Source organism: Mesorhizobium sp. WSM1343 (genome assembly GCF_055901535.1).
Window position 1 is genome coordinate 466660 of the sequence record NZ_CM148370.1, and the last position, 25277, is coordinate 491936.

26 protein-coding genes are annotated in these 25277 nt (G+C 63.4%); 11 read left to right on the forward strand and 15 right to left on the reverse strand.

The genetic code is table 11. From position 1 onward, the window contains the following. Positions 1 to 9 precede the first annotated feature (9 nt). Positions 10 to 372: a nuclear transport factor 2 family protein gene (locus tag AC0NIL_RS02120; RefSeq protein ID WP_224675069.1), complete on the reverse strand. Its 363-nt coding sequence runs from the start codon at positions 370 to 372 to the stop codon at positions 10 to 12. Positions 373 to 484: 112 nt separating this feature from the next. Between AC0NIL_RS02120 and xylA the strand changes: the two genes are divergently transcribed. From xylA to AC0NIL_RS02135, 3 genes are all read left to right on the forward strand, one after another. After that, positions 485 to 1810, forward strand: a complete 1326-nt coding sequence (gene xylA, locus AC0NIL_RS02125; protein ID WP_027161006.1) for a xylose isomerase — start codon at positions 485 to 487, stop codon at positions 1808 to 1810. 236 nt (positions 1811 to 2046) lie between these two features. After that, positions 2047 to 2523: a GNAT family N-acetyltransferase gene (locus tag AC0NIL_RS02130; protein ID WP_013528290.1), complete on the forward strand. Its 477-nt coding sequence runs from the start codon at positions 2047 to 2049 to the stop codon at positions 2521 to 2523. A gap of 260 nt (positions 2524 to 2783) precedes the next feature. Continuing rightward, on the forward strand, positions 2784 to 2993 hold the full coding sequence (locus AC0NIL_RS02135; protein WP_013528291.1) for a hypothetical protein: 210 nt from the start codon (positions 2784 to 2786) through the stop codon (positions 2991 to 2993). 11 nt (positions 2994 to 3004) lie between these two features. Here the strand turns inward: AC0NIL_RS02135 and AC0NIL_RS02140 are convergent, their stop codons facing one another. Then, positions 3005 to 3985, reverse strand: a complete 981-nt coding sequence (locus AC0NIL_RS02140) for a GlxA family transcriptional regulator (RefSeq protein ID WP_024501969.1) — start codon at positions 3983 to 3985, stop codon at positions 3005 to 3007. 77 nt (positions 3986 to 4062) lie between these two features. On the opposite strand from AC0NIL_RS02140, the gene bcoG reads away from it, so the two are divergent. From bcoG to AC0NIL_RS02175, 7 genes are all read left to right on the forward strand, one after another. Beyond that, positions 4063 to 4980 carry a 3-dehydrocarnitine:acetyl-CoA trimethylamine transferase BcoG gene (gene bcoG, locus AC0NIL_RS02145; protein WP_013528293.1) on the forward strand — a complete coding sequence of 306 codons (918 nt, stop codon included), beginning with the start codon at positions 4063 to 4065 and terminating at the stop codon, positions 4978 to 4980. Between the two features lie 21 nt (positions 4981 to 5001). Then, positions 5002 to 5631: an HD domain-containing protein gene (locus AC0NIL_RS02150; protein ID WP_013528294.1), complete on the forward strand. Its 630-nt coding sequence runs from the start codon at positions 5002 to 5004 to the stop codon at positions 5629 to 5631. Continuing rightward, the gene (locus AC0NIL_RS02155) at positions 5628 to 6731 is read left to right on the forward strand and encodes a carnitine 3-dehydrogenase (protein WP_024501970.1); all 1104 of its coding nucleotides are present in this window, start codon (positions 5628 to 5630) and stop codon (positions 6729 to 6731) included. Before AC0NIL_RS02150 ends, AC0NIL_RS02155 begins: the two co-directional genes overlap by 4 nt. Positions 6732 to 6735: 4 nt before the next feature. Continuing rightward, a complete protein-coding gene (locus AC0NIL_RS02160) occupies positions 6736 to 7899 on the forward strand; it encodes an acyl-CoA dehydrogenase family protein (RefSeq protein WP_013528296.1) in 1164 nt (387 codons plus the stop codon). Positions 7900 to 7902: 3 nt separating this feature from the next. Beyond that, on the forward strand, positions 7903 to 9981 hold the full coding sequence (locus AC0NIL_RS02165) for an acetate--CoA ligase family protein (protein WP_013528297.1): 2079 nt from the start codon (positions 7903 to 7905) through the stop codon (positions 9979 to 9981). Continuing rightward, entirely contained in the window at positions 9974 to 10756 is a 783-nt protein-coding gene (locus AC0NIL_RS02170) for a carnitinyl-CoA dehydratase (RefSeq protein ID WP_013528298.1), read from the forward strand. The genes AC0NIL_RS02165 and AC0NIL_RS02170 overlap by 8 nt, the downstream gene beginning before the upstream one ends. A gap of 217 nt (positions 10757 to 10973) precedes the next feature. Beyond that, entirely contained in the window at positions 10974 to 11912 is a 939-nt protein-coding gene (locus tag AC0NIL_RS02175; protein ID WP_027161011.1) for an alpha/beta hydrolase, read from the forward strand. Positions 11913 to 11947: 35 nt separating this feature from the next. Here AC0NIL_RS02175 and AC0NIL_RS02180 read toward each other — a convergent pair whose 3' ends face one another. From AC0NIL_RS02180 to AC0NIL_RS02200, 5 genes are all read right to left on the reverse strand, one after another. Next, entirely contained in the window at positions 11948 to 13606 is a 1659-nt protein-coding gene (locus AC0NIL_RS02180; protein ID WP_275953206.1) for an FAD-binding dehydrogenase, read from the reverse strand. Between the two features lie 41 nt (positions 13607 to 13647). Next, positions 13648 to 14634, reverse strand: coding sequence for a Gfo/Idh/MocA family protein (locus AC0NIL_RS02185; RefSeq protein WP_063169794.1), 987 nt, complete (start codon positions 14632 to 14634; stop codon positions 13648 to 13650). Positions 14635 to 14702: 68 nt separating this feature from the next. After that, entirely contained in the window at positions 14703 to 15278 is a 576-nt protein-coding gene (locus AC0NIL_RS02190) for a YceI family protein (RefSeq protein WP_013528302.1), read from the reverse strand. A gap of 69 nt (positions 15279 to 15347) precedes the next feature. After that, a complete protein-coding gene (locus AC0NIL_RS02195; protein ID WP_013528303.1) occupies positions 15348 to 15920 on the reverse strand; it encodes a cytochrome b in 573 nt (190 codons plus the stop codon). 291 nt (positions 15921 to 16211) lie between these two features. After that, a complete protein-coding gene (locus AC0NIL_RS02200) occupies positions 16212 to 17102 on the reverse strand; it encodes a LysR family transcriptional regulator (RefSeq protein ID WP_224675075.1) in 891 nt (296 codons plus the stop codon). Between the two features lie 96 nt (positions 17103 to 17198). On the opposite strand from AC0NIL_RS02200, the gene AC0NIL_RS02205 reads away from it, so the two are divergent. Next, positions 17199 to 18194, forward strand: coding sequence for an aldo/keto reductase (locus AC0NIL_RS02205; RefSeq protein ID WP_275953207.1), 996 nt, complete (start codon positions 17199 to 17201; stop codon positions 18192 to 18194). A 110-nt stretch (positions 18195 to 18304) separates the two neighbouring features. Here the strand turns inward: AC0NIL_RS02205 and AC0NIL_RS02210 are convergent, their stop codons facing one another. The 8 genes from AC0NIL_RS02210 to infC all read right to left on the reverse strand — a co-directional run bounded on the left by AC0NIL_RS02210 (position 18305) and on the right by infC (position 25250). Then, a complete protein-coding gene (locus AC0NIL_RS02210; protein WP_027161016.1) occupies positions 18305 to 18907 on the reverse strand; it encodes a nucleotidyltransferase family protein in 603 nt (200 codons plus the stop codon). Between the two features lie 40 nt (positions 18908 to 18947). Then, positions 18948 to 21356, reverse strand: coding sequence for a phenylalanine--tRNA ligase subunit beta (gene pheT, locus AC0NIL_RS02215; RefSeq protein WP_275953209.1), 2409 nt, complete (start codon positions 21354 to 21356; stop codon positions 18948 to 18950). Beyond that, positions 21353 to 21775, reverse strand: a complete 423-nt coding sequence (locus AC0NIL_RS02220; RefSeq protein WP_013528308.1) for a GFA family protein — start codon at positions 21773 to 21775, stop codon at positions 21353 to 21355. The genes pheT and AC0NIL_RS02220 overlap by 4 nt, the downstream gene beginning before the upstream one ends. Further along, positions 21772 to 22869: a phenylalanine--tRNA ligase subunit alpha gene (gene pheS / locus AC0NIL_RS02225; RefSeq protein WP_013528309.1), complete on the reverse strand. Its 1098-nt coding sequence runs from the start codon at positions 22867 to 22869 to the stop codon at positions 21772 to 21774. Before pheS ends, AC0NIL_RS02220 begins: the two co-directional genes overlap by 4 nt. Positions 22870 to 23022: 153 nt before the next feature. After that, positions 23023 to 23424 (reverse strand): 50S ribosomal protein L20, encoded by a 402-nt coding sequence (gene rplT, locus AC0NIL_RS02230; RefSeq protein WP_013528310.1) that lies wholly within the window; start codon positions 23422 to 23424, stop codon positions 23023 to 23025. A 93-nt stretch (positions 23425 to 23517) separates the two neighbouring features. Continuing rightward, positions 23518 to 23721 carry a 50S ribosomal protein L35 gene (gene rpmI / locus AC0NIL_RS02235; protein ID WP_006201248.1) on the reverse strand — a complete coding sequence of 68 codons (204 nt, stop codon included), beginning with the start codon at positions 23719 to 23721 and terminating at the stop codon, positions 23518 to 23520. 181 nt (positions 23722 to 23902) lie between these two features. Next, on the reverse strand, positions 23903 to 24550 hold the full coding sequence (locus AC0NIL_RS02240; RefSeq protein ID WP_013528311.1) for a methyltransferase family protein: 648 nt from the start codon (positions 24548 to 24550) through the stop codon (positions 23903 to 23905). Positions 24551 to 24713: 163 nt separating this feature from the next. Further along, on the reverse strand, positions 24714 to 25250 hold the full coding sequence (infC, locus tag AC0NIL_RS02245; RefSeq protein ID WP_013528312.1) for a translation initiation factor IF-3: 537 nt from the start codon (positions 25248 to 25250) through the stop codon (positions 24714 to 24716). Positions 25251 to 25277 lie beyond the last annotated feature (27 nt).

Consider the following 25277-nt stretch of genomic DNA (forward strand, 5'->3'; position numbering starts at 1 on the left):
GTGTCCGGCTCACTGCGCCGGCACCTTGTCGAGAAAACCGGTGACGCTCTTGAGGCGGCCGTTCTCGATGATTCCGATGTCGGTACCTTCGATCACCGAAGGCGTCCCCTCAGGTCCGAGATTCCACGAGAAGCGGATCTTGTCGGCAAAACCGTCCGGCGTACCCTTCAGCGAGAACCGGAAACCGGCAAAGCGCTGCTGCACGCCGCCGATCAGAGCCGCGACGCCTTCATGGCCATCACCCTGCATGAGCGGATCGCGGTAGCTGACGTCTTCCGTGAAGGTCGCCTTGAGCAATTCGGCCCGGCGGCCGGCATCGCTTTCGTTCCAGGCGGTGATGTAGTTTTTAGCGATCTTGGTGAGGTCGGTCATGGTCTGTCTCCTTCGTTTGGTGGCTTTGACATGACCCTTTTCAACCAGCGCCGGCGTGAAACCAATTACGCCTGAGGTAATGGCGTCAGAACTTTGTGAGAGGACAGAAATCATGAGCAGTGGATTTTTCGGCGACATCCAGAAGATCAAATATGAAGGGCCGGATTCGACCAATCCGCTGGCCTATAGGTTCTACAATCCCGATGAGGTCGTCGCCGGCAAGCGGCTGGAAGATCATCTGCGCTTCGCCGTTGCCTACTGGCACTCCTTTGCCTGGCCGGGTGGCGATCCGTTCGGCGGCCAGACTTTCGACCGGCCGTGGTTTCCCAAGGCCGGCGGCGTCGACACGATGGAGCTGGCAAAACTGAAAGCAGATGTCGCCTTCGAGATGTTCTCGTTGCTCGGCGCGCCCTACTTCTGCTTCCACGACGCCGATGTACGGCCGGAAGGCAAGGATTTTTCCGAGAGTGCGGCGCGCCTCGATGAGATCGCCGACTACTTCGCGGGCAAGATGAAGCAGACCGGCGTCAAGCTGCTTTGGGGCACCGCCAATCTGTTCTCCAACCGCCGCTTCATGTCGGGCGCGGCCACCAATCCCGATCCGGATGTCTTTGCCTACGCGGCGGCGACGGTAAAAAGCTGTATCGACGTCACCAAGCGGCTGAAGGGCGAAAACTACGTGCTGTGGGGCGGGCGCGAAGGCTATGAGACCCTGCTCAACACCGACCTTGCGCGCGAGCAGGAACAGGCCGGCCGGTTCCTCAGCATGGTCGTCGACTACAAGCACAAGATCGGCTTCAAGGGCACGATCCTGATCGAGCCGAAGCCGCAGGAGCCAACCAAGCATCAGTACGATTACGATGTCGCCACGGTCTACGGCTTCCTCAAGCGCTTCGGGCTGGAGAAGGAGGTCAAGGTCAATATCGAGCAGGGCCACGCCATCCTGGCCGGCCATTCCTTCGAGCACGAACTGGCTCTGGCCAATGCGCTCGGCATTTTCGGTTCGATCGATATGAATCGCAACGACTACCAGTCGGGCTGGGACACCGACCAGTTCCCCAACAACGTGCCGGAAATGGCACTGGCCTACTACCAAGTCCTGCAGGCTGGCGGCTTCAAGACCGGCGGCACCAATTTCGACGCCAAGCTGCGCCGCCAGTCGCTCGATCCGCAGGACCTGCTGATCGGCCATATCGGCGGCATGGACTCTTGCGCTCGCGGCCTGAAAGCTGCGGCGCGCATGGTCGAGGACAAGGCACTGTCGGCGCCGCTGGCCGAACGCTATGCCGGCTGGAACACGGCCGAGGGCAAGGCGATGCTTGCCGGCAAGCGCACGCTTGAGGATATCGCCGAGCGTGTCGTCAAGAAGAAGATCGAGCCGCAGCCGAGGTCCGGCCGCCAGGAACTGCTGGAAAACATCGTCAACCGCTACGTGTAGGGCGAGCGCCGCTTCATCTTTGGACCGACATCCGGCGCCACTGGCTGAAAGCCGCCGCCATCGCCATCTGCTAGTCAGCCCACTTCGTGACAAGCTGCCGAGGATCGCACAGATCTTCGGCAGCCTGCGTGAGACCAGGACGCTACACGTGTCACCGAAAGAGGACCCGTGCGGCGGCATGTCGTCGTCCCAAATCGCTGTGCACTTTGGGCGACATGCATTGGCAGGAGACGGAAATGGCAGAGGATCGAATCATTGTGCGCCCGGCGCAGGCGAGCGATATTCCGGCGCTGAAGCAGGTGCTGCAGGAAACCTTCGAAGGCACCTGGCTGCCGAACATCACCGAAGCAGCCGCGCAACGCTATGTCGAGACGGATATTGGCGGGCGCTATGTCGACCAGAGCTGGCCTGAATTCGCCGTTGCCGAGATCGATGGCGAGGTCGCCGGCTTGATCCATTGGCGCGCGGATTTCATCGAGGCCCTGCACGTGATGGCATCCCGTCAAGGCCAAGGTGTCGGCCGCAAGCTGCTTTCCCATGCCGAACAGGCGGTCAGTGCGGCCGGATTGGCGCAGGCGCGGCTGGAGACCGACACGTTCAACCTGCCCGCACAAGCACTCTACAAAGCGGTCGGCTATATCGAGAAAAGCCGCTATCCCGATGACGAATGGGACAGTGGCTTCACCACGGTGCTGTTCGAAAAGCGGCTTTGAGCAATTCCAGGAAAAGTGGGTAACGGTTTCCCCGGGAAAAGCGTACAGCGCTTTGCCTTGGGAATTGCGCAATCCAACAATAGATTTCTCGTTGACCTGACCTGCCTGGGCGCAGGAACAGCTTTGCGCATGGCCCGGTCCAGCGACATGGTTTTGCCCTTCGACGCCCTTCAATGACCTCGCTCTTGCCTTCAAACTGCCGTCACGAATCTCGTATAAGAGTGGCTCGTGGCGGGAGAGGAAGAAGGAGGCGAACCGATATGCAGAACGAACGTGAAATCGACGCCCTGCTCTCACCTGGCGAGGCTGGATCGATCATCGACCGGCTGATGGCAATGCCGCATCCGAAGGACGGCACGCGCCGCTCGAACGAATGGGATCGCGCTGTGGCCAGCCGTTTCGAGACCCATCTTGCCAAGCAAATGCGCTCGCAGATCGACGGCGGCAGCGACCGTCAGAACGCTGCCTGATTCTATCATAGTCAGCCCCGGCGCAGCCTGACCGGCGCTTCGCCGAAAGCCCTTGAAAACGCTCTTGAAAACGCCGCGGCGGATGAGAATCCGGTCCGCCCGGCAATATCGGCCATGGCGATCCTTGTATCGACCACCAGCCGGCGCGCGGCGCCCAGGCGCAGCCTGAGATAATAGGCGCCCGGTGTCTCGCCGATCGATTTGCGAAAGATGCTCTCCAGCGTCCGTGCCGTCACGCCGGCGCGCTTGGCCACCGCTTCAATGGTCAGCGGCTGGTCGACATGCGCTTCCATCAGCCGGATCGCTTGCGCCAGCCGCGGATCGTAGCCATCGAGCCGGCCGAGCGAGACCAGCGGCTGTGCGTCGGTGGCGGCGCGCGCCTGGTCGTAGATGAAGACGCTGGCGACATCGAGCGCGACGGCCATGCCGAGCCTCGTGCGGATGAGATGCAGCATCAGGTCGAAGGTCGGCGACGCGCCGCCCGAGGTGAACACCGGCCCGTCGATAACATAGCGGTCAGGGCGGACATCGACGCCGGGGAATGCCGAGGAAAAATCCTCCATGTCCTCCCAGTGGGTGGTGGCGCTGCGTCCTTCCAGCAGGCCGGCGCGCGCCACCAGCCAGGTGCCGGCTTCGACACCGCCGCAAGCGCGTGCTGTCCGTGCGGCCCGGCGCAGGCCGGACAACAGAGCCGAGGTTGCATAGTTCTGGGTGCCGAAGCCGGCGACGACGACAAGAACGTCGGTCGACTCGCCCGCATCGAAGCGGCCGCCGACCGCCACCGGCAGGCCGCAAGTGGTGACTGGAGCCTCGCCGGTCACCGAGACCAGCTTGAAATCGAACAGGGTCTCGCCGGAGATGCGGTTGGCCGCGCGCAGTGGATCGACGGCGGATGCGACGCACATGATCGACGAACCGGAAAATACCAGCAGCGTCACCCTAAGCGGCGAGCGCTCGGCGCGAAAGATCGTTGGTTTTTCGCTTTTCGTCATGGAAGCTTCGTAAAACGCAAAACAGTTTCCGGCAAGTCGGGCATTGTTGAGGTCTATTTCTTTCGGAGGAGAGTTCCATGCCGCTTGCGATGAACCGTGAGGTCTTCATTACCTGTGCCGTGACCGGGTCCGGCGGGTCGCAGGACCGCAGCCCGCATGTGCCGCGCTCGCCCAAGCAGATCGCGGATTCCGCCATCGATGCGGCCAAGGCGGGCGCCGCCATCGTGCATTGCCATGTGCGCGATCCCGAGACCGGTAGGCCGAGGCGCGACGTACATCTCTACCGCGAAGTGACCGAGCGCATCCGCGCGGCAGAAGTCGACGTCATCCTGAACCTGACCGCCGGCATGGGCGGCGACATGGTGTTCGGATCGCCGGAAGCGCCGCTGCCGCTCAACGAAAAAGGCACCGACATGGGCGGTGCCACCAACCGCATGGAACATGTGCGCCAATGCCTGCCGGAAATCTGCACACTCGACTGCGGCACCATGAATTTCGCCGAGGCCGACTATGTCATGACCAACACGCCCGGCATGCTGCGCGCCATGGGCGGCATGATGACGGCGCTCGGCGTCAAGCCGGAGATCGAGGCTTTCGACACCGGCCATCTGTGGTTCGCCAAGCAACTGGTCGAGGAAAAGGTGCTCAACCCGGATGCGCTGGTGCAGCTTTGCATGGGCGTGCCGTGGGGTGCGCCTGATGATCTCAACACCTTCATGGCCATGGTCAACAATGTGCCGTCGACCTGGAACTGGTCGGCCTTCGCCATCGGCCGCAACCAGATGGCTTATGCCGCGGCGGCGGTGCTGGCCGGCGGCAATGTCCGCGTCGGGCTGGAGGACAATCTGTGGCTCGACAAGGGCGTGCTGGCCACCAATGCACAGCTGGTCGAGCGCGCCGCCAGCATCGTCACCAATCTCGGCGCCAGAATCCTTGGACCGGAAGAGGTACGGCAGAAGCTCAACCTCACCAAGCGGGCGCCGATCGCGGCATAATTATTCGTCGGGAGGGTCGGCATGACTACCGTAAAATTCACCGCGATGAAGGATGGCGACCGGGACGACTACGAGTTCCTGACCGCGCATGAAATCGACTATGCGGCCAGGACCGGCGAGCGGCTGCTCGACGCGCTGGTGCAGCTCGACGCGGGTCTTTCCGGCTACAAGATCACCCGGCTCGGCCATTCGCTGCAGGCAGCGACACGTGCCTGGCGCGACGGCGCAGACACCGACTGGATCGCTTGCGCGCTGCTGCACGACATCGGCGACATCTATGCGCCTTACAATCACGACGAATATGCCGCTTCGATCCTGAAACCTTTCGTGCGCGAGCAATGCACTTGGGTGGTGGAAAAGCATGGCGACTTCCAGCGGCTCTATTATGCCCATCATCTCGGCGGCAACCGCCACGCCCGCGACCGCTTTGCCGGCCATGCTTATTTCGACGATTGCGACCAGTTTTGCGAACGCTGGGACCAGTCCAGCTTCGACCCCGACTATGACACGCTGTCGATGGAATTCTTCCGGCCCTTCGTGCTCGAAGTCTTTGCCCGCAAGGCCTACGATCCCTCGGTGATCCGAGCCGGCGAGCGCGTGCCCCTCATCGATCCCGCAACCGCCGCGACAAGAACCGGAGCTTCAGCATGAGCATCATCAACAAGGCAGCCGCCATCGGCGGCGGTGTGATCGGCGCCGGCTGGGTGGCGCGCCTGCTGCTCAACGGCATCGACGTGTCGATCTTCGATCCCGATCCCGAGGCGTCGCGCAAGGTCGGCGAAGTGATGAAGGGCGCGCGCCGCGCCTACAAGCAGATGGTGCCCGGCGGCCTGCCGAAAGAGGGCAAGCTGACCTTCGCCAAGACCATCGCCGAAGCGGTCGCCGATGCCGATTTCATCCAGGAGAGCGTGCCGGAGCGGCTCGACCTGAAACACCGCGTGCTGGCCGAGATCGACGCTCACGCGCCGGCCAACGCGATTGTCGGCTCCTCGACTTCCGGCATCAAGCCGACCGACATGCAGGTGGCGATGAAGAAGCATCCGGAGCGGCTGGTCGTCGGCCATCCGTTCAACCCGGTCTATCTCCTGCCGCTGGTGGAGATCGTCGGTGGCGAGCAGACCTTCCCCGAGGCGATCGAGGTCGCCAAGGAGATGTATGCCTCGATCGGCATGAAGCCTGTCGTCATCCGCAAGGAGATCGAGGCCTTCGTCGGCGACCGCCTGCTCGAAGCGGCATGGCGCGAGGCGCTGTGGCTGATCAAGGACGGCATCTGCACGGTCGAGGAACTCGACGACATCATGCGCTACGGCTTCGGCCTGCGCTGGGCGCAGATGGGCATGTTCCAGGTCTATCGCGTCGCCGGCGGCGAGGCCGGCATGCGCCATTTCATGGCGCAGTTCGGGCCGTGCCTGAAATGGCCATGGACCAAGCTGATGGACGTGCCTGAGTTCAACGACGAACTGGTCGACCTGATCGCCACGCAGTCGGACGAACAGGCGCATGGGCTGTCGATCCGCGAGCTGGAAAAGATCCGCGACGACAATCTGGTCGCCATCATGGATGCGCTGTCGAAACAAAACAAAGGCAAGGGCTGGGGCGCCGGCGCGCTGCATAAGGACTATACCAGGCAGCTGGCCAAGCTGGCGGCGAAGAAGCCCATGGCCTCCAAGGCGGCCGAGAAGGCCAAAGCCTTGAAACCGGTCAAGAAAGCCGAAAAGCCGAAGAAAAAGACCGGCAAGAAGAAAGGCTGAGAGCATGGATTTCGGGCTGTCGGAGGAACAGAAGCTCATCGTCGAGACGACGCGCGCGTTCGTCGAGAACGAGCTTTACCCGCATGAGCGCGAGGTCGAGCGCACCGGCGTGCTGCGCCGCGACCTGATCGAGGAGATCAAGGTAAAGGCGATCGAGGCAGGGCTCTATGCCGCCAACATGCCGGCCGATGTCGGCGGAGCCGGCCTCGATACGGTGACCTGGCTGCTCTACGAGAAGGAACTCGGCCGCGCCAATTACGCGCTGCACTGGACCTGCGTGGCGCGCCCCTCCAACATCCTCCTGGCCGGCACGCCCGAACAGCGCGAAAAGTATCTGTTCCCCTGCATCCGTGGCGAGAAATGGGACTGCCTGGCGATGACCGAGCCGGGCGCCGGCTCCGATTTGCGTGGCATGAAGGCAACCGCCGTGCAGGACGGTGACGACTGGGTGCTGAACGGCACCAAGCATTTTATCTCCCACGCCGACCTCGCCGACTTCGCCATCGTTTTCATGGCCTCAGGCGAAGAGGATTCGCCGCGCGGCAAACGCAAGAAGATCACCGCCTTCTTCGTCGATAAGGGCACCAAAGGCTTCACCGTCCGTGACGGCTACCGCAACGTCTCGCATCGCGGCTACACCAACGCCATCCTCGAATTCGACGATTGCCGGCTACCCGGAGCCCAAGTGTTGGGCGAAGTCCACAAGGGGTTCGATGTCGCCAATTCCTGGCTAGGCGCCACCCGGCTGCAGGTCGGCGCCACCTGCCTCGGTCGCGCCGAGCGTGCGCTTGGCCATGCCGTCGAATACGCCGCGCAACGCCAGCAGTTCGGCCAGCAGATCGGCAAGTTCCAGGGCGTATCGTTCAAGCTTGCCGACATGGCGACCGAATTGAAGGCCGCCGACCTGATGGTGTTCGAAGCCGGCTGGAAGTACGATCAGGGCACCGTCACCGACCAGGACATGGCCATGGCCAAGCTGAAGGCCACCGAAATGCTCGCATACGTCGCCGATGAAGCGATCCAGATCCATGGCGGCATGGGGCTGATGGACGATCTGCCGCTGGAGCGCATCTGGCGCGACGCGCGCGTCGAGCGCATCTGGGAAGGCACATCCGAGATCCAGCGCCACATCATTTCAAGGGCGCTGCTGCGCCCGTTCGGGGCATAACATATGCATAAACTGGAGCGTCTCCTGCGGCCTAAATCGATCGCCGTCTTCGGCGGCGCGCAGGCCGCAGCCGTCGTCGCGCAATCGATCAAGATGGGTTTTGCCGGCGAGATCTGGCCGGTGCATCCGACCAAGGACGAGGTTGCCGGTCGCAAGGCCTATCGTTCGGTGGCTGACCTGCCCGGCGCGCCGGATGCTGCCTTTGTCGGCGTCAACCGGCATTTGACCATCGAGGTGATCAAGGCGCTGGCCGAACGCGGCGCCGGCGGCGCCGTCTGCTTTGCCGCCGGCTTCCTCGAAACCGAGGCCTATGACGATGATGGCGAGCGGCTGCAGGCCGAGCTGGTCGCGGCGGCCGGCCAGATGCCGATCATCGGGCCGAATTGCTACGGCCTGATCAATTATGCCGACGGCGCGCTGCTGTGGCCCGACCAGCATGGCGGCATAAGACTGGCCGAGGGCGGCAAGGGCGTCGCCATCATCACCCAGTCCTCCAACATCGCCATCAACATGACCATGCAGAAGCGCGGCCTGCCGATCGCCTTCCTGATGACCGCCGGCAACCAGGCGCAGACCGGCCTATCCGAAATGGCGCTCGGCCTGATCGAGGATGAGCGCGTCACGTCGCTCGGCCTGCACATCGAGGCCTTCGATTCGGTAGCCGGCTTCGAACGGCTGGCGGCACGAGCCCGCGAGCTGAAGAAGCCGATCATCGCCATGAAGGTCGGCCGTTCCGAACAGGCCAGGCAAGCGACTGTCTCGCATACCGCGTCGCTCGCCGGCTCGGACGCGGCCTCGGGTGCGTTCCTGCGGCGGCTCGGCATTGCGCGTGTCGATTCGATCCCCGCCTTCATCGAGGCGCTGAAGCTGCTGCACATCACCGGACCTTTGCCCGGCTATAGGCTGTCGTCGATGAGCTGCTCCGGCGGCGAGGCCTCCGTCATGGCCGACAGCGCCGAAGGCCGCTGGGTCAATTTCCCTGTGCTGACCGACAGCCATCGCGCCCATGTCAAATCGACGCTCGGGCCGCTGGTCGCGGTCGCCAATCCCTTGGACTATCACACCTTCATCTGGAACAACGAGCCGGCGATGACCGCCACCTTCACCGCCATGGTGTCGGGCGGTTTCGACCTCAACATGCTGGTGCTCGATTTTCCGCGACCCGACCGCTGCTCGGTCACCGACTGGTGGGCGACGTTGCGCGCTTTCGAATCGGCGCTCAAGACCAACAAGGCGCATGGTGCGATCGTCTCCTCGCTGCCGGAGAACCTGCCGGAGGAATACACCGCCGAACTGATGGCGCGCGGCATGGTGCCGTTGTTCGGCATTTCGGAAGCGATGGATGCAGCCGGCGCAGCAGCCTTCATCGGCTGGGCTTGGGCTGAACCGCAGGCGCAGCCGATCGACACGTCGGCCTCCGGCGCCTCTGGCGGGGACCACGTCACGCCCGACGAAGCCGAGGCGAAGTCACGGCTGATCAAAGCCGGCCTGCCGGTGCCGAAGGGCGAGCGCGCCGCCAATGCCGTCGAAGCGGTGATTTCGTCGATGGCGCTCGGCTTTCCCGTCGCGTTGAAGGCGCTCGGCGTCACCCACAAATCCGAAGTTGGCGCTGTCAGGCTCAATCTCAGGGATGCCGAATCCGTCAGCACCGCAGCGCATGACCTGTTGCCGCTCGGCACCGGGCTCTATGTCGAGCGCATGGTGCGCGACGGTGTTGCCGAACTCATCGTCGGCTTCACCCGCGATCCGATGTTCGGCGCGGTGATGACGCTCGGCACTGGTGGCGTGCTGGTCGAGCTGTTGCGCGACAGCGTCACGCTGATGCTGCCGGCGACCCGCGACGATATCGAGGCGGCGCTGCGCGGCCTGAAACTGTTCCCGCTGCTCGAAGGCTATCGCGGCCGGCCGAAGGCCGATGTCGCGGCTGCCATCGATGCTATCTCTGGCATTGCCGCCTTCGTGCAGCAGAATGCCGGTGAGATCGAGGAACTGGACATCAACCCGCTGATCGTCTGTGCAGAGGGCAAGGGCGCCTGGATCGCCGACGCGCTGCTGGTGCTGGGAGAGAACAAGAATGTCTGACGTCATTTCGACCCGCCGCGAGGGCACCATCCTCGAAGTCACCCTCGACCGGCCCAAGGCCAACGCCATCGACCTGAAGACCTCGCGGCTGATGGGCGAGACCTTCAAGGCGTTCCGAGACGATCCGGAATTGCGCGTCGCCATCGTCAAGACCGCTGGCGACAAGTTCTTCTGCGCGGGCTGGGACCTCAAAGCAGCTGCCGGCGGCGATGCGGTCGACGGCGACTATGGCGTCGGCGGCTTTGCCGGCCTGCAGGAGCTGCGCGACCTCAACAAGCCGATCATCGCGTGCGTCAACGGCATGGCGGTCGGCGGCGGCTTCGAGCTGGCGCTGTCCTGCGACCTCATCTACGCCTCCGATCATTCCTCCTTCGCGCTGCCCGAGATCCGAGCCGGCACGCTGGCCGACGCGGCGACGATCAAGCTGCCGAAGCGCATCCCCTACCATGTCGCCATGGACCTTCTGCTCACCGGCCGCTGGATGGATGTCGCTGAAGCGCATCGCTGGGGCTTGGTCAACGAAGTGCTGCCCAAGGAAAAGCTGGAAGATCGCGTCTGGGAGATCGCCCGGCTGCTCGCAGGCGGCCCACCGCTGGTGTTTGCCGCGATCAAGGAGACGGCGCGCGTGGCCGAGGCGCTGACCTTCCAGGACGCCATGAACAAGGTGACCCGCCGGCAATTGCCGACGGTCGATGCGCTCTATGGCTCCGAGGACAATATGGAGGGTTTTCGGGCTTTTGCGGAGAAGCGTGAGCCGGTGTGGAAGGGGAAGTAAGGATTGTTGCCGAAATGACGGCGCTCACCCCCCTCTGTCCTGCCGGACATCTCCCCCTCAAGGGAGGAGATTGGCAGCTTCGATCTCTGCACTCTTCTTGCGACGCAGAAGGTTGGCGAAAGCCTTCGCAACATCCGATCTCCCCCCTTGAGGGGGAGATGTCCGGCAGGACAGAGGGGGGCGCCCAGGCTCAGCCTTGGCCGCCTCTCCAGCACCCATGACCGACTACATCAAGCTCATCGATGCCGAGACCTGGGCCTTCATCGAGCGGACCAATTCCTATTACCCGCCCGATACGATCGACTACACGATCGCGCAGCAGCGCGAGATTTACGACCGCATGTGCCGGGAATTCTTTGCCGGCTACCCCGAGGGCGTCGCTGTCGAAACCTCCGCCATTGCAACGCCGACGCATGACATCCCGATCCGCATCTACCGAAGCACACTTCAGGAAGCCGTGACGGTGCTCTATGTCCATGGCGGTGGCTTCATCCTTGGTGGGCTGGACAGCCACGACGATGTTTGCGCGGAGCTGTGCTCGCGCACAGGCTATGAGGTGGTCTCCGTAGATTACCGGCTGGCGCCGGAACATTTGCATCCAGCCGCCTTTGACGATGCCATGAGCGCCTTCGAATGGGCCGCCGCCAATCGCGATCATCCTATCGTGCTCTGCGGCGACAGCGCCGGCGGCAATCTCTGCGCCGCCGTCAGTCACGCCACGCGCGGCCATTCGAAAAGGCCGGTCGGCCAGGTGCTGATCTATCCCGGCCTCGGCGGAGACCGCTCGAAAGGCTCCTATGTCAAGCACGCCGAAGCGCCGATGCTGACCGTGCGCGATCTCGAATTCTACAAGCACATTCGCACTGGAGGGCAAGACCGTAGCGGCGATGCGACGCTGGCCCCGCTTGCCGACACCGATTTCTCCAACTTGCCGCCGACAGTGCTGATCACCGCCGAATGCGACCCGCTGTCATCGGATGGCGAGACCTATCGCGACCTGATCATCACGGCAGGTGGCCACGCGACGTGGTTCGAGGAGCCGGGATTGGTTCACGGCTATCTCAGAGCCCGGCACACGGTTGGCCGCGCCCGCACCAGCTTCACCCGGATCGTCGATGCGGTGACCGCGCTTGGACGGGGCGGCTGGCGCTGGTGATCGCGGCAAAACTCTGAGGACCAAGTGGCGCCCCTTCACGCCACCGAGGCAGCCGCTGCCCGGCCGGCGCTGCGGCCGGAAAAGATGCAGCCGCCGAGGAAGGTGCCTTCGAGCGCCGCATAGCCATGCACGCCGCCGCCGCCGAAACCGGCGGCTTCGCCGACGGCATAGAGCCCGGCGACCGGCTGCCCATCTGCCCCCAGCACGCGGCTGTCGAGATCGGTCTGCAGGCCGCCCAGCGTCTTGCGGGTCAGGATGTTAAGCCGCACCGCGATCAGCGGGCCATTTGCCGGATCGAGCATCTTGTGCGGCTTGGCCGTGCGGATCAGCCGGTCGCCGAGATAGGCGCGCGCGCCGCGCAGAGCGGTGATCTGCATATCCTTGGAGAACGGGTTGTCGAGCTGCCTATCGCGGGCGCGGATCTCGCGCTCGACTTGAGCCACCCCAAGCAGCGCCTCGCCGCCGGCCAGCGCGTTCATGCGCGCGACCAGCGCCGGCAAATCGGCCTCGACGATGAAGTCTTCGCCCTTTTCCATGAACGCCTTGACGGGGCCCGGAATGCCCGATGTGGCGCGGCCGAGCACCTGGCGCCAGCTCTTGCCGGTCAGATCGGGGTTCTGCTCGGAGCCCGACAGCGCGAACTCCTTCTGGATGATCTTCTTGGTCAGGATGAACCAGGAATAGTCGAAGCCGGTGCTCATGATGTGGGAGAGCGTGCCCAGAGTGTCGAAGCCGGGATAGAGCGGCACCGGCAGGCGCTTGCCGCGCGCATCGAGCCACAGCGATGATGGGCCGGGCAGGATGCGTATCGCATGGTCGGTCCAGATCGGCGCCCAGTTCTTGATGCCCTCGACATAGTGCCACATGCGGTCGCGGTTGATGATCGAACCGCCGGCCTGTTCCGTGATCGCCAGCATGCGGCCGTCGACATGGTCGGGCACGCCGGTGATCATGCGCTTGGGCGCCGCGCCCAGCCGCTGCGGCCAGTTTTCCCGTACAAGCTGATGGTTGGCGCCGATGCCGCCGGAAGCGACGATCACGGCTTGCGCGCGAAGCTCGAAATCTCCTGATATTTCGCGCGAACTCTTGTGGCCGCGCTCGGCGGTGCTCGGTTGCAGGATGTCGCCGCGCACCCCGTCGACAGTCGCACCCGTGCGGGTCAATTCATCGACCCGATGGCGGAATTTGAAACTGATCAGTCCGCGCTTCTGCGCCTCGCGCACGCGCTGTACGAAAGGTTCGAGAACGCCGGGGCCCGTGCCCCAGGTGATGTGGAAGCGCGGTACCGAATTGCCGTGGCCGATGGCATTGCCGCCGCCTCGCTCGGCCCAACCGACCACGGGAAAGAATTTCAGGCCGCGCTGTATCAGCCAGGAGCGTTTTTCGCCGGCGGCAAAGCCGACATAGGCTTGCGCCCATTTGCGCGGCCAGAAATCCTCGGGCCGATCGAAAGCCGCGGTGCCCAGCCAGTCTTCCAGCGCCAGGTCATGCGAATCGCGGATGCGCATGCGCCGCTGCTCGGGCGAATCGACGAGGAAAAGGCCGCCGAACGACCAGAATGCCTGGCCGCCGAGCGACTGCTCCGGCTCCTGGTCGACGATGATGGTTTTCTTGCCGGCCTCGGCGAGCTCGGCGGCGGCAACCAGCCCTGCAAGGCCGGCGCCGACAATGATCACGTCCGCATCGTCAGCCATTTTTCCTCCCAGAATTAGCCGGCTATTTCAATGCGAGGAATTCAGACGGTCTCCCAGCCTTCTTTGCCGCCGGCGCGGAAGATGGCGTCGATGACTTTCTGGTTGAGCACCGATTCCTCCAGCGTGAAGACGCGCTCCTTGCCGCCCTGTGCCGCGCGCGCGAAGGTCTCGACCTCCAGCCGGTACTGCTGCGTGCCGGGAAAGCGGAAAACCTGCGCCTCGGTGTGGTTCTGGTTGTGCAGTTCGACGCGGTGGTGGTCGTAGAGCCCGGCATTGAAAGGCGAGAACAACTCGATGAAACCCTTCTCGCCGTGGAACACCATCACCTGGCGCGCCGCCATCTGCGTCGACAGATAGAACGACAGCTCGAAGTCACCGAAATCGGCACGGATCGAGGAGTAGATGTCGGTGCCGAATGTCTTGTCGCGCTCGATCGTCGCCTGCACGCGCAGCGGCTCCTTGCCGGTGGAAAAGCGCGTCGACACGGTCGGGTAAACGCCGATGTCGGGCAGCGCGCCGCCGCCGAGGTCGAGCTGGTTGCGCATGTTGCTGGGGTCGACGTTGTAGTAGGAGAACGCGCCCTGCACATGGCGCAGCCGGCCGATGGCGCCGCTGGCGATGAGCTCGCGCACCTTGATCCATTGCGGGTGGTAGATGACCATGAAGGCTTCGCAGACCAGCACCTTTTTCTGGTCGCGCAGCTTGATCAGCGGCAGGATGTCCTTGGCGTCGAGCGCCAGCGGCTTTTCGACCAGCACATGCTTGCCGGCTTCGATGGCCTTGGCCGACCACTCGACATGCTGCGAGGTCGGCAGCGGGATGTAGACGCCGTCTACTTCTTTCGAGGCGAGCAGTTCCTCATAGGAGCCGAAGGCATGGCGTGCACCGAAGCGGTCGGCCAGCGCCTTGGCCTTCGACAGGTCGCGGCTGGCGATCGCCGACAGCACGCCATTCTCCGCCTCGACCATCGCCGGCAACAAATGCTCGCGGCCGATCTTGGCCGTCGACAACACACCCCATCGGAACATCAGGTTTCTCCATCACGATTACAGGCGACGAGGTTTGCCCGAAATCGCCGGAAAAGCCAATGACGAGGTCAGCCCCTTTTGCCGGTCAGCGTCATGTCGAAGTCGACGATGTTGGAATAGATCGGCGTGCCGACATCCATGCCGTAGCGCGACCTCAGCACCTTGCCGGTGACATGGAATTTGATCATGCCGGCCTTGAGACCGCCGAGCTCGGCCGTGAATTTTTCCGGGAACGTCTTGCCGCGCGCCGTCAGCCGGCCGCTGACCAGAGCCGTGGTGTCGCTGGTTCGGGTCACGCTGGTAGAGCGGAACTGGATTTCCGGGCTGTTGGCGGCATCAAACACCGCGTCGGAGCGCAGGAAGGCATCGATACGGCCCTGGCCGGTGCCGACGCTTTCGGGAAAAATGGTGAAATTGACAGCTGAGCGCCCGACATCGCTGTTGTCGATGCGGATCGAGCCCTTGAAGCGGGCGAAGGTGCCATTGAGGCCGCCGCCGCCGACCTTGCCGATGGAGAAGCGGATGCTGGAACTGGCCGGGCTGATCGAATAGCTGCCGGCGGCGTCACCCAGCGCGACGGCCGCAGAAACAGGCATGGCAAGGCAAGCGGCGACCGCCGCAAATCCGAGGATGCGCGTGTACATGGGGATGTTCCTTGTTGGAGGCAGCGCATTTCTTGCGCCCTCACTCCATGAACGAATGAACCGCTCGCTCTATTCCGAATCTGACGAAGGCGTGACCATGCGCGTGAGCACGCCATCCCTGAGCTGGAAATGATGCCGCAGCGCCGCCGCGACGTGGAGAGCCACAAGCGTCATGCCGGCATAGGCGAGATACCAATGTGCCGCCGCCCAGAAGCTCTCGGCACCATCCGATTCGGCCAGCGGCAGGTTCGGCATGACGAACAGGTTGAATGGCAGGCTGGGGATCTCCAGCATCGAGACCGACACCAGCGCCCAGCCGGACAAGGGCAAGGCAAGCTGAAACGCGTAGAGCGCAAGATGGGCCAACGGTGCTGCCCGACGCTCCAGGGTTCCGACCGAGCGCGGCAGCGCCGGCGTTGCATTGCCAAGACGCCAGGCGATGCGCAGCAACACAAGCCCGAGCAGCAGGAAGCCGAAAGATTTGTGCAGTTGGATCAGCTCGAAGGCGGTGCGCTGGCTGGTCAGCCGCACCATGACGAAGCCGAGCCCGAACTGGCCGATGAAAATGAGCGCAATCAGCCAGTGGAGAAGGATCGCGCCCCAGCCATAGCGGGTGGCGCTGTTGGTGATCGATGTTTGCATGGGGAGTGAACGAATGTTGGTTCGGCTTTCTTCCAGCGCGCTTCACCCTCCCCCTTGTGGGGAGGGGCGCGCAGCAAATGCCGCGAAGCGGCTTTTGCGAGGCGGGGTGGGGGTCTCGTAGGGCGCTACCCACCCCGTCCCTCAGCCGACCTATCGGGGCGAGCCGCCGATCTCGCCCGTCCTTCGGACTCCCATCAGGGCCCTCCGGAGGGAGACGAAAGGCGCGAGCTTATCACAGCCGGTGCCCTTCCTCTCCCTCCGGAGGGCCACAAGGGGAGGGGCGAGCCCGCTCTATCCACTCACCTTGAAGAAATCGACAAACGCCCGGAGCGCCGGGCGCATTTGCCGGCGGCTCGGATAATAGACGAAGAAGCCGTCGAAGGAGGGGCACCAGTCCTCCAGCACACGGATCAGCCTGCCGTCGGCGAGCGGCGCGCGGACATAATCCTCAAAGACGAAGGCGAGCCCAGCGCCGTCGACCGCCGCCTGGGCGATCAAGTGGTCCTCGTCGAGGATCAGCGGTCCCTCCACCGCCATCTCGATCGCCTCGCGGCCTTTCTCGAACTCCCAGCGGTAGAGGATGCCGCTGGAGAAGCGGAAGCGGATGCAGCGGTGGTCAGCCAGGTCGCGCGGGTGACGCGGCTTGGGGTTGACCTCGAAATAGACCGGGGCGCCGACCACCGCGCCGCGAAGGTCCGGCCCGATGCGCACCGCGATCATGTCGCGCTGCAGGCTCTCGCCTAGCCTGACGCCAGCATCGAAGCCCCCTTCCACCACGTCGGTGAAACGGTCCTCGATGACGATCTCCAGCACGATATCGGGATAGGCCGACGCAAAGGCGCCCAACCGTGGCGTCAGCGCCAAATGGGCTGCGGTGCGCGGCACGGTCAGGCGCAGATTGCCGGCCGGCCGGTCGCGTGTCTCGATTGCCGTCTCCAGCGCCAGATCGATCTCCGACAGCGCCGGCCGCAGCCGTTCCAGCAACTGCGCACCTTCTTCGGTCGGCGCGACGCTGCGTGTGCTGCGCGCCAGCAGCCGAACGCCAAGCCGCGCCTCTAGGCTGGACACCGCATGGCTGACCGCCGAAGGCGCGATGGCCAATTCCCTGGCCGCGCCGCGAAAGCTGCCGCATTGGGCAACGGTTGCCAGCACGGCCAGTTGGGAAAGATGCGCGCGATTCATTGATCTATCTTTTAGAACAGCCCGTGCAAATGAGAGCCGATTATCGAACACAAGGCAAGGCGCTATTTCTCCCGCATCGCAACAAGGAGACGCGTTATGCAAACCCGCAAGCTAGGAACTGAATTGAACGTCTATCCCGTCGGCCTCGGCTGCATGGGCATGAGCTTCGCCTATGGCGGCCAGGCGGAAGCCGACGCAATCGCCACGCTGCACCGCGCCATCGATATCGGCGTCAATTTCTTCGACACGGCGGAGGTCTATGGCCCGTTCGAGAACGAGATCCTGCTCGGCAAGGCGCTGAAGTCCGCGCGTGACAAGGTGACGATCGCGACAAAATTCGGCTTCAGGATTTTGGAGGAAGGTACAGGCCTCGACCGCATGGCCGGCGTCGACAGCCGCCCCAAGCACGTCAAGGCGGTCGCCGAGGCGTCGCTGAAGCGGCTCGGCACGGATGTGATCGACCTCTACTACCAGCACCGTGTCGACCCCAACGTGCCGATCGAGGACACGGTCGGTGCCATGGCCGAGCTGGTGCGCGAGGGCAAGGTGCGCGCGCTCGGCCTGTCGGAGGCGAGTGCGGCGACCATCCGCCGGGCCCATGCCGTGCATCCAATTGCTGCCGTGCAGAGCGAATATTCGCTGTGGAGCCGCGACCCGGAAGACGAGGTGTTCGCCGTCTGCCGCGAACTCGGCATCGGTTTTGTTCCCTACAGCCCGCTCGGCCGTGGCCTGCTGACCGGCACGATCGCCAAGCCCGAGGCGCTGAGCGACGACGACTGGCGCCGGACCTTGCCGCGCTTCCAGGCCGAGGCGATGGAAGCCAACGCCGCTGTCATCGCGACGCTGGAAAAGCTGGCAGCTGAAAAGGGGGTAACTTCGGCCCAACTGGCGCTGGCCTGGGTGCTGCACCAGGGCGATTTCATCGTGCCGATCCCCGGCGCAAGAAGGATACGCCATCTGGAGCAGAATGCGGCGGCTGCCGGGATCGCGCTGAGCGCGGTCGAGGTGCAGGCGATTGGTGACGCGCTGTCGCCCGACAAGGTGGTCGGTAGGCGCTATGCGGAGAAGGAGCTGACGCTGGTCAATGGTTGAAAACTGGTGAGTAATCGGAAGGGGCGCCGCGCGCCCCTTTTTCGTACGCAGCGCGGTGCAGAAGGTGGGGACGCTGACGTGAAGCGCCCCCCTCTGCCCTGCCGACATTTTTACCAAGGCTCGACACTAATCTCCGGCCAGTTCTCCCTTGCACGCTTACCCTTCGCCTCATGCGTGCGCTGATTGTCCATCACCCGGTTCGGCGTGATGCGAAACGAGAAAATGTCGTCAAGACCAAACGGTGCCACGATCTCGAGCTGCCCGTCAGCGTCGTATCGAACCCCGACGGCGTGCGTCTTCGAGGCAAAATGGCTGACGGATTCGCTGGCGCTCGAATAGCGCGGGCACGGCCGTCCGAACTTCTGCGGATACCACAGATGCACCCGCGCCTGGTTGCGCACCTCGACCGGCAACGCCAGCCCCTCGAAATGCTTCTCCGCCCGGCGGATCACCGCGTCCTCGGCCTCATAGGACAGGTCGCTGTCATCGAAGTAGAAAAGATCAACATCCTTGATGCCGTAGCCCGACGGTTTGCCGGTCAGGTGGTTCCAGATGCTGTTGTAGAGAGCGCCGGATACCACCAGCCAGTCCGGCAGGTCGAGCGTGCGAGCCCGCGCCACCGCGTCGCATAACAGCGGGTCGGCAGACACGATGGCGAGAAACGCCGCGCGCTGTTCTTCAAGGGGAAGGCCGGAATACCGCAGATGGTCCATCGCCCTTTGGAGGGCGATTCGCCATCTGCTCGCAAGTTTTTTAGCCCCGCAGAACGCCCCCGGTCTGCTTGCCGACATTCTCGATGATGCGCTTGGCCAACGCCTCGAAATCCTCGTCGGTGAGCGTCTTTTCGACCGGCTGGATCGACACTTCGATGGCGATCGATTTTTTGCCCTCGCCCAGCGAAGCGCCTTCGAAAATATCGAAGACCGAGACGGCGGTGATGAGCTTCTTGTCGGCGGCGAGCGCTGCGCGCACCAGCGTGCCGGCCTCGACCGACTTGTCGACGACGAAAGCGAAATCGCGCTTGACCGCCTGGAAGGGCGACAGTTCCAGTTTCGGCTTGGTTTTCGTCGGCTTGGCCTTCGGTTCAGGCACGGCATCGACGAAGACCTCGAAGCCGCACAGCGGGCCGGAAACATCGAGGCCCTCCAGCGTCTTCGGATGGAATTCACCGAAAGTGCCGAGTACGGTTTTCGGGCCGAGCTTGATCGTGCCGGAACGGCCGGGATGATACCAGGCCGGGCCGCCGGCCTCGATCTGCAGCCGGTCGACAGGCGCACCGCAGGCTTCAAGTGCGGCGATCGCATCGGCCTTGGCGTCGAACACGCCGACCGGGCCGGAATTGCCGGCCCAGTTGCGGCCGGAACCGTCGAGCTTGGCGGTGCCGCGGCGCACGCCGGCGGCGACGCGCCGCTGCTGGTCGGCGCCGTCGCCCTCATAGGTGCCCGACACTTCGAACAGCGCCACGTCGCCAATACCCTTGTCGGCATTGCGCTGGGCAGCCGCGATCAGCCCCGGCAGCAGTGAGGGCCGCATGTCGGACATGTCGGCGGCGATCGGGTTGGCGAGCTTCAGCGCGGTCTGGCCGCCGCCGAACAGCTCGGCGTGCTTGGCCGGAATGAACGACCAGGTAACGGCTTCCATCATGCCGCGCACGGCAAGCGCGCGCTTGGCCGTGCGGGTACGGACCTGCAGCGTGGTGAGGATCTTTGCATTGACCGCGTCATGCGCACCGAGCGGCTGCGGCGCGATGTTGTCGACACCGTGGATGCGCATGACCTCCTCGACCAGGTCTGCCTTGCCATCGACGTCGGGGCGCCAGGACGGCACGGCGACATCGACGACATCGCCCGAGCCCTCCGGCTTGAAGCCGAGGCGCGACAGGATGTCGAGGCTTTCCGCGCTGGGAACCTCGATGCCGGTCAGCCGCTTCACTTCCGAAAGCGGGAAGGAAACGATCTTCGGCGTGTGACCGGCATAACCGACGACCTCCATTTCGGTCGGCGTGCCGCCGCAGAAATCGAGCACCAGTTTCGTTGCCAGTTCGACGCCCGGAACCATGAATTCGGGGTCGACGCCGCGCTCGAAGCGGTAGCGCGCATCGGTGATGATGCCGAGCGTGCGGCCGGTGCGCGCCGTGGTGATCGTATCCCAAAGGGCGGATTCGATCAGCACATCTGAGGTGTTCTCGTCGCAGCCCGAATGCTCGCCGCCCATAATGCCGGCGATCGACTCGACGCCGTTGTCATCTGCGATGACGCACATTTCCGGCGTCAGCGTGTATTCGCGGCCGTCGAGCGCCTGCACCTTTTCGCCATCGCGCGCGCGGCGCACGACGAGATTGCCGGCAACCTTGCTGGCGTCGAACACATGCAGCGGGCGGCCGCGGTCGAAGGTGACGTAGTTGGTGATGTCGACCAGTGCGCTGATGGGTCTCAGCCCAATGGCGATCAGCCGCTGCTGCAGCCATTTTGGCGAGGGTCCATTCTTGACGCCCTTGACCAAGTTGAGCGCGAAGCCGGGGCAAAGCTCCGGCGCTTCGATCGTCACCTTGACCGGACACATGCCATTGCCGACATGCGGCATGATGGCGCCGCCGACGAGGCGGCCAAGCCCGCTCGCCGCCAGATCCCTGGCGATGCCGTAGACGCTGGTGGCATCCGGCCGGTTCGGCGTCAAGTTGATCTCGATGACCGGATCGTCGATGTGCGCATAGGCGGCGAAGCTGGTGCCGACCGGCGCATCCTCAGGCAGGTCGATGATGCCATTGTGTTCGTCGGACAGCTCCAGCTCGCGCTCGGAACACATCATCCCGTGGCTTTCGACGCCCCTGATCTTGCCGACCGTCAGCGTTACGTCGATGCCGGGCACATAGGTGCCGGGCGCGGCAAAGGCGCCGATCAGGCCCGCGCGAGCGTTTGGCGCGCCGCAAACGACCTGCACCGGAGGCTTGCCGTCGCCGGTGTCGACGGTCAGCACGCGCAGCCGGTCGGCATCGGGATGCTGAACCGCCGTCAGCACCCTGGCGATGACGAATGGTTTCAGGCTCGACTTGTCGTCGACATGCTCGACTTCGAGACCGATCGAAGTCAGCCGCTCGACGATCTCGTCGAGCGTGGCGTCGGTCTCGAGGTGGTCCTTGAGCCAGGAGAGGGTGAATTTCATGGGACTGTTCCGTCTGGTCTTTTGACGCTTGATTTCAGATGTCTCGGCAGGTCGTCGGACATATGCAGGAAGGCAAGCTGCTCGCCGATATAGGCATGCAGCGTCGGCTGGAAATCGGCCGGCATGTCCATGGCGCCGAGCATGAAGTAGATGTCTTCTTCCAGCCGCTCGTCGACATAGGCGATGGGTGAGCCGCAGGTGCCGCAGAAAGAGCGCGTCACCGGGCCGTTCTCATACATCTTCAGCGCCTTGCCGGTGAACGCGACCTGATCGACCAGGAAGCCGACAAAGGCCGACACCGGCGCGCCGCTGGCCCGCCGGCAATCGCCGCAATGGCAGTAGCTGACGTGATGCGGTTCGGCAGAGGCCTCGAACCGCACGGCGCCGCAGCGGCAGCCGCCGGCATAGGGCGCTGTCATGCGCTCAGGCCTCCGAACAAAGTCGGCATGTCGAGCGGCCGGAAGCCGTAATGCGACAGCCAGCGCACGTCTGCATCGAAGAAGGCGCGCAGGTCCGGCATGCCGTATTTCAGCATGGCGATGCGGTCGATGCCCATGCCCCAGGCAAAACCCTGATATTCGTCCGGATCGAGACCGCCATGGCGCAGCACGTTGGGATGCACCATGCCACAGCCGAGGATCTCCATCCAATCGGAGCCTTCGCCGAAGCGCACTTCGCCGGGCCGCGAGCGATCGCACTGGATGTCAACCTCGAGGCTTGGCTCGGTGAACGGGAAGAAGGACGGCCGGAAGCGCATCTTGACCTGCGGCACCTCGAAGAAGGCCTTGCAGAACTCCTCCAGCACCCATTTCATGTTGGCAACGTTGGCGGTCTTGTCGATCACCAGCCCCTCGACCTGATGGAACATCGGCGAGTGGGTGGCGTCCGAATCCTGCCGGTACGTCTTGCCAGGTATGACGATGCGGATCGGCGGCTTCTTCGTTTCCATGGTGCGGATCTGCACCGGCGAAGTGTGCGTGCGCAAAAGCTTGCGCTCGCCCTTCTCGTCCGGCTGGAAGAAGAAGGTGTCGTGCATCTCGCGCGCCGGATGGCCTTCGGGGAAATTCAGCGCGGTGAAATTGTAATAGTCGGTCTCGATGTCGGGACCTTCCGCGATGGAAAACCCGAGGTCGCCGAAGATCGCAGCAATCTCGTCGATGACCTGGCTGATCGGATGGATACGGCCGCGCTCGGCCGGCGACTGCCGCACCGGCAGCGTCACGTCGACCTTTTCGGCGGCGAGGCGGGCGGTGATCGCCACATCCTTGAGCTCAGCCTTGCGGGCAGTCAGCGCGTCGGTGACGCGGTTCTTGAGGCCGTTGATGGCTGGGCCTTTGATCTGGCGCTCCTCGGCGGTCATGGCGCCAAGTGTCTTCAGCATCTCGGACACGCTGCCCTTCTTACCGAAAGCAGCGATGCGCACGGCCTCGATGGCCGGCTCATCGGCGGCCGAGGCGATCTCGGCCAGAAGTGAGTTTTCAAGCGTATCCAGGCCAGTGGTTGCGTCGTTCACGGTCAAACTCGCTGCGTTGGGAGGTCGGCCTCAAAGTGAAAGTCACTCCTAAAGTGAAATCACTCCAAGGATCAGGCAAAAGAAAAACCCGCGCCAGCCGTGCCAGCGCGGGTTCCCCAAATCAGAATTGCGAATGCTTGGGAAGCGCTGGTCTTAGGCGACAGCGCTTTCAAAAGCGTTCGGCGTGGTGTTCTTCAGATATTCGAGCGCCACCTTGGCCTTGGCGACCAGGGCCGCGAAAGCCTGCGGCTCGTGGATGGCCATGTCCGACAGGATCTTGCGATCGATCTCGATGCCCGACTTGTTGAGGCCGTCGATGAAGCGGCCATAGGTCAGGCCATGCTCGTGGGTCGCGGCGTTGATACGCTGGATCCACAGCGCGCGGAAGGAGCGCTTGCGGTTCTTGCGGTCGCGGTAAGCGTATTGCAGCGACTTTTCCACCGCCTGCTTGGCGATGCGGATGGTGTTCTTGCGGCGGCCGTAGAAGCCTTTCGCGGCTTTCAGGACCTTCTTGTGCTTGGCGTGCGAAGTGACGCCTCTTTTTACGCGTGCCATGTCATGATCTCCTTAAAAGCAATTCCAGGAAAAGTGCCTTGCGGTTTTCCGTTCGGAATTGCGTAAAACAAATGCGTGTCCGGACCGAATGCCTTAGAGGCCGTTCGGCAGAAAATTCTTGATGACCTTCTTGCCATCCGGTTCAGCCAGAACCATCGTGCCGCGGGCATTTCGAATGAACTTGTTGGAACGCTTGATCATGCCGTGACGCTTGCCGGCCGCAGCCGACAGGACTTTACCCGTACCTGTGATCTTGAACCGCTTCTTGGCGGCCGATTTGGTCTTCATCTTGGGCATTTTGCTACTCCGTATTGTTGGCGCACTATCGCGCTTCTTGTTCGCTTCAGGCCGACCAAAGCCCGAAAAGCAAATGAAACCGCCACGGCATGCCCTGCCGGGCGGTTTTCTTGAACGGCGGTGCTATACGTCAAAGACGGCCCGCGCGCAACACCTGTGGAGATGCGGCGCTGTGTCCTCGTCAGGGCAGCGTGAACCAGACCGGCAACATGCCTGACAGCTGGGCGCCGTCGATCAATTCGAAGGCCGGCAGCGCGATCAGAAACACCAGGCCGTCGAGCAGCGTGGTCAACAGCAGGCGCGGCTTGAAGTTTCCGGTATCGCCCTCCTGGTAGAGCGACAGTTTTGGGAAGAAGCGCGGCACCCGCGCCAGATAGGCCTGATACGGCGCGCCGAGCGCTTCCTTGAGGAACTTCTCCTCGCGCAGGATGACGATATGGAACGCCCCCGCGCACAAAAGCCCGAAGAGGATGATACCGGAGAACGAACCGATCTGCGCGCCGACACCGGCTGCGGCTACGGTCGAGAACACATAGAGCGGGTTGCGAGTGATCGAGTAAGGCCCGCCAGTCACCACCTCGGACGATTTGCGCCCGCCTATGTAGAGTGTCGCCCAAAGGCGGCCCACGATGCCGAGGAAAATCAGCAGCACGCCGAACATTTCGATCGTCTCGTGCACGGCTGTGTCGGGCGGAAACGTCGATTGGCCAAATAGCAATGCTGCAAACAGCACGACCACGAGAACGGCAAGCACTATCCGGCGCATATGCTGGTAATTGCCCAGCCCGTGTTTGAAGTCCACGTCCGAAACCTTGACTTCATCGACCATAGTGAATCCGATCGTCAGGAATTTTGCCGGCGATCGCAGCGTCTGAACAAGAAGAAGGCGTCCCGCCGATCGCCGGGACGCCTTGCGATGTGATTCAGGCGGATTTAAGCGCGATGGCCAAGCCTGACGTCATCGTGATCCTAGATACGCGCCGATGCAGATCTTAGCGCGGCGACAGCACCATCATCATCTGGCGGCCTTCGAGCTTCGGTTCCGCTTCGACCTTGGCAATCGTCGCCACTTCCTCGCGGACCTTGTTCAGAAGCTGCATGCCGAGTTCCATATGCGCCATCTCGCGGCCACGGAACCGCAGCGTCAGCTTGACCTTGTCGCCTTCCTCGAAGAAGCGGCGAACCGCCTTCATCTTGGTCTCGTAGTCATGGCTGTCGATGTTCGGGCGCATCTTGATCTCCTTGATCTCGATGACCTTCTGGTTCTTGCGCGCCTCGGCCGCCTTCTTCTGGTTGGCGTATTTCAACTTGCCGAGATCAAGGATCTTGACGACGGGGGGCACCGCGTTGGGCGATATCTCGACGAGATCGAGCCCGGCCTCTTCGGCCAGCAGCAATGCGTCGTTGATGGAAACATCGCCGCGGTTCTGGCCTTCGGCGTCGATAAGCTGGACCCGGGGAACCCGGATGTCACGGTTGGAGCGCGGGCCATCCTTGGTCGGCGCCGCTGCTTTGAAAGGTCTGCGAATGGTCGTGGTCTCCTTGGCCGTTTCGTT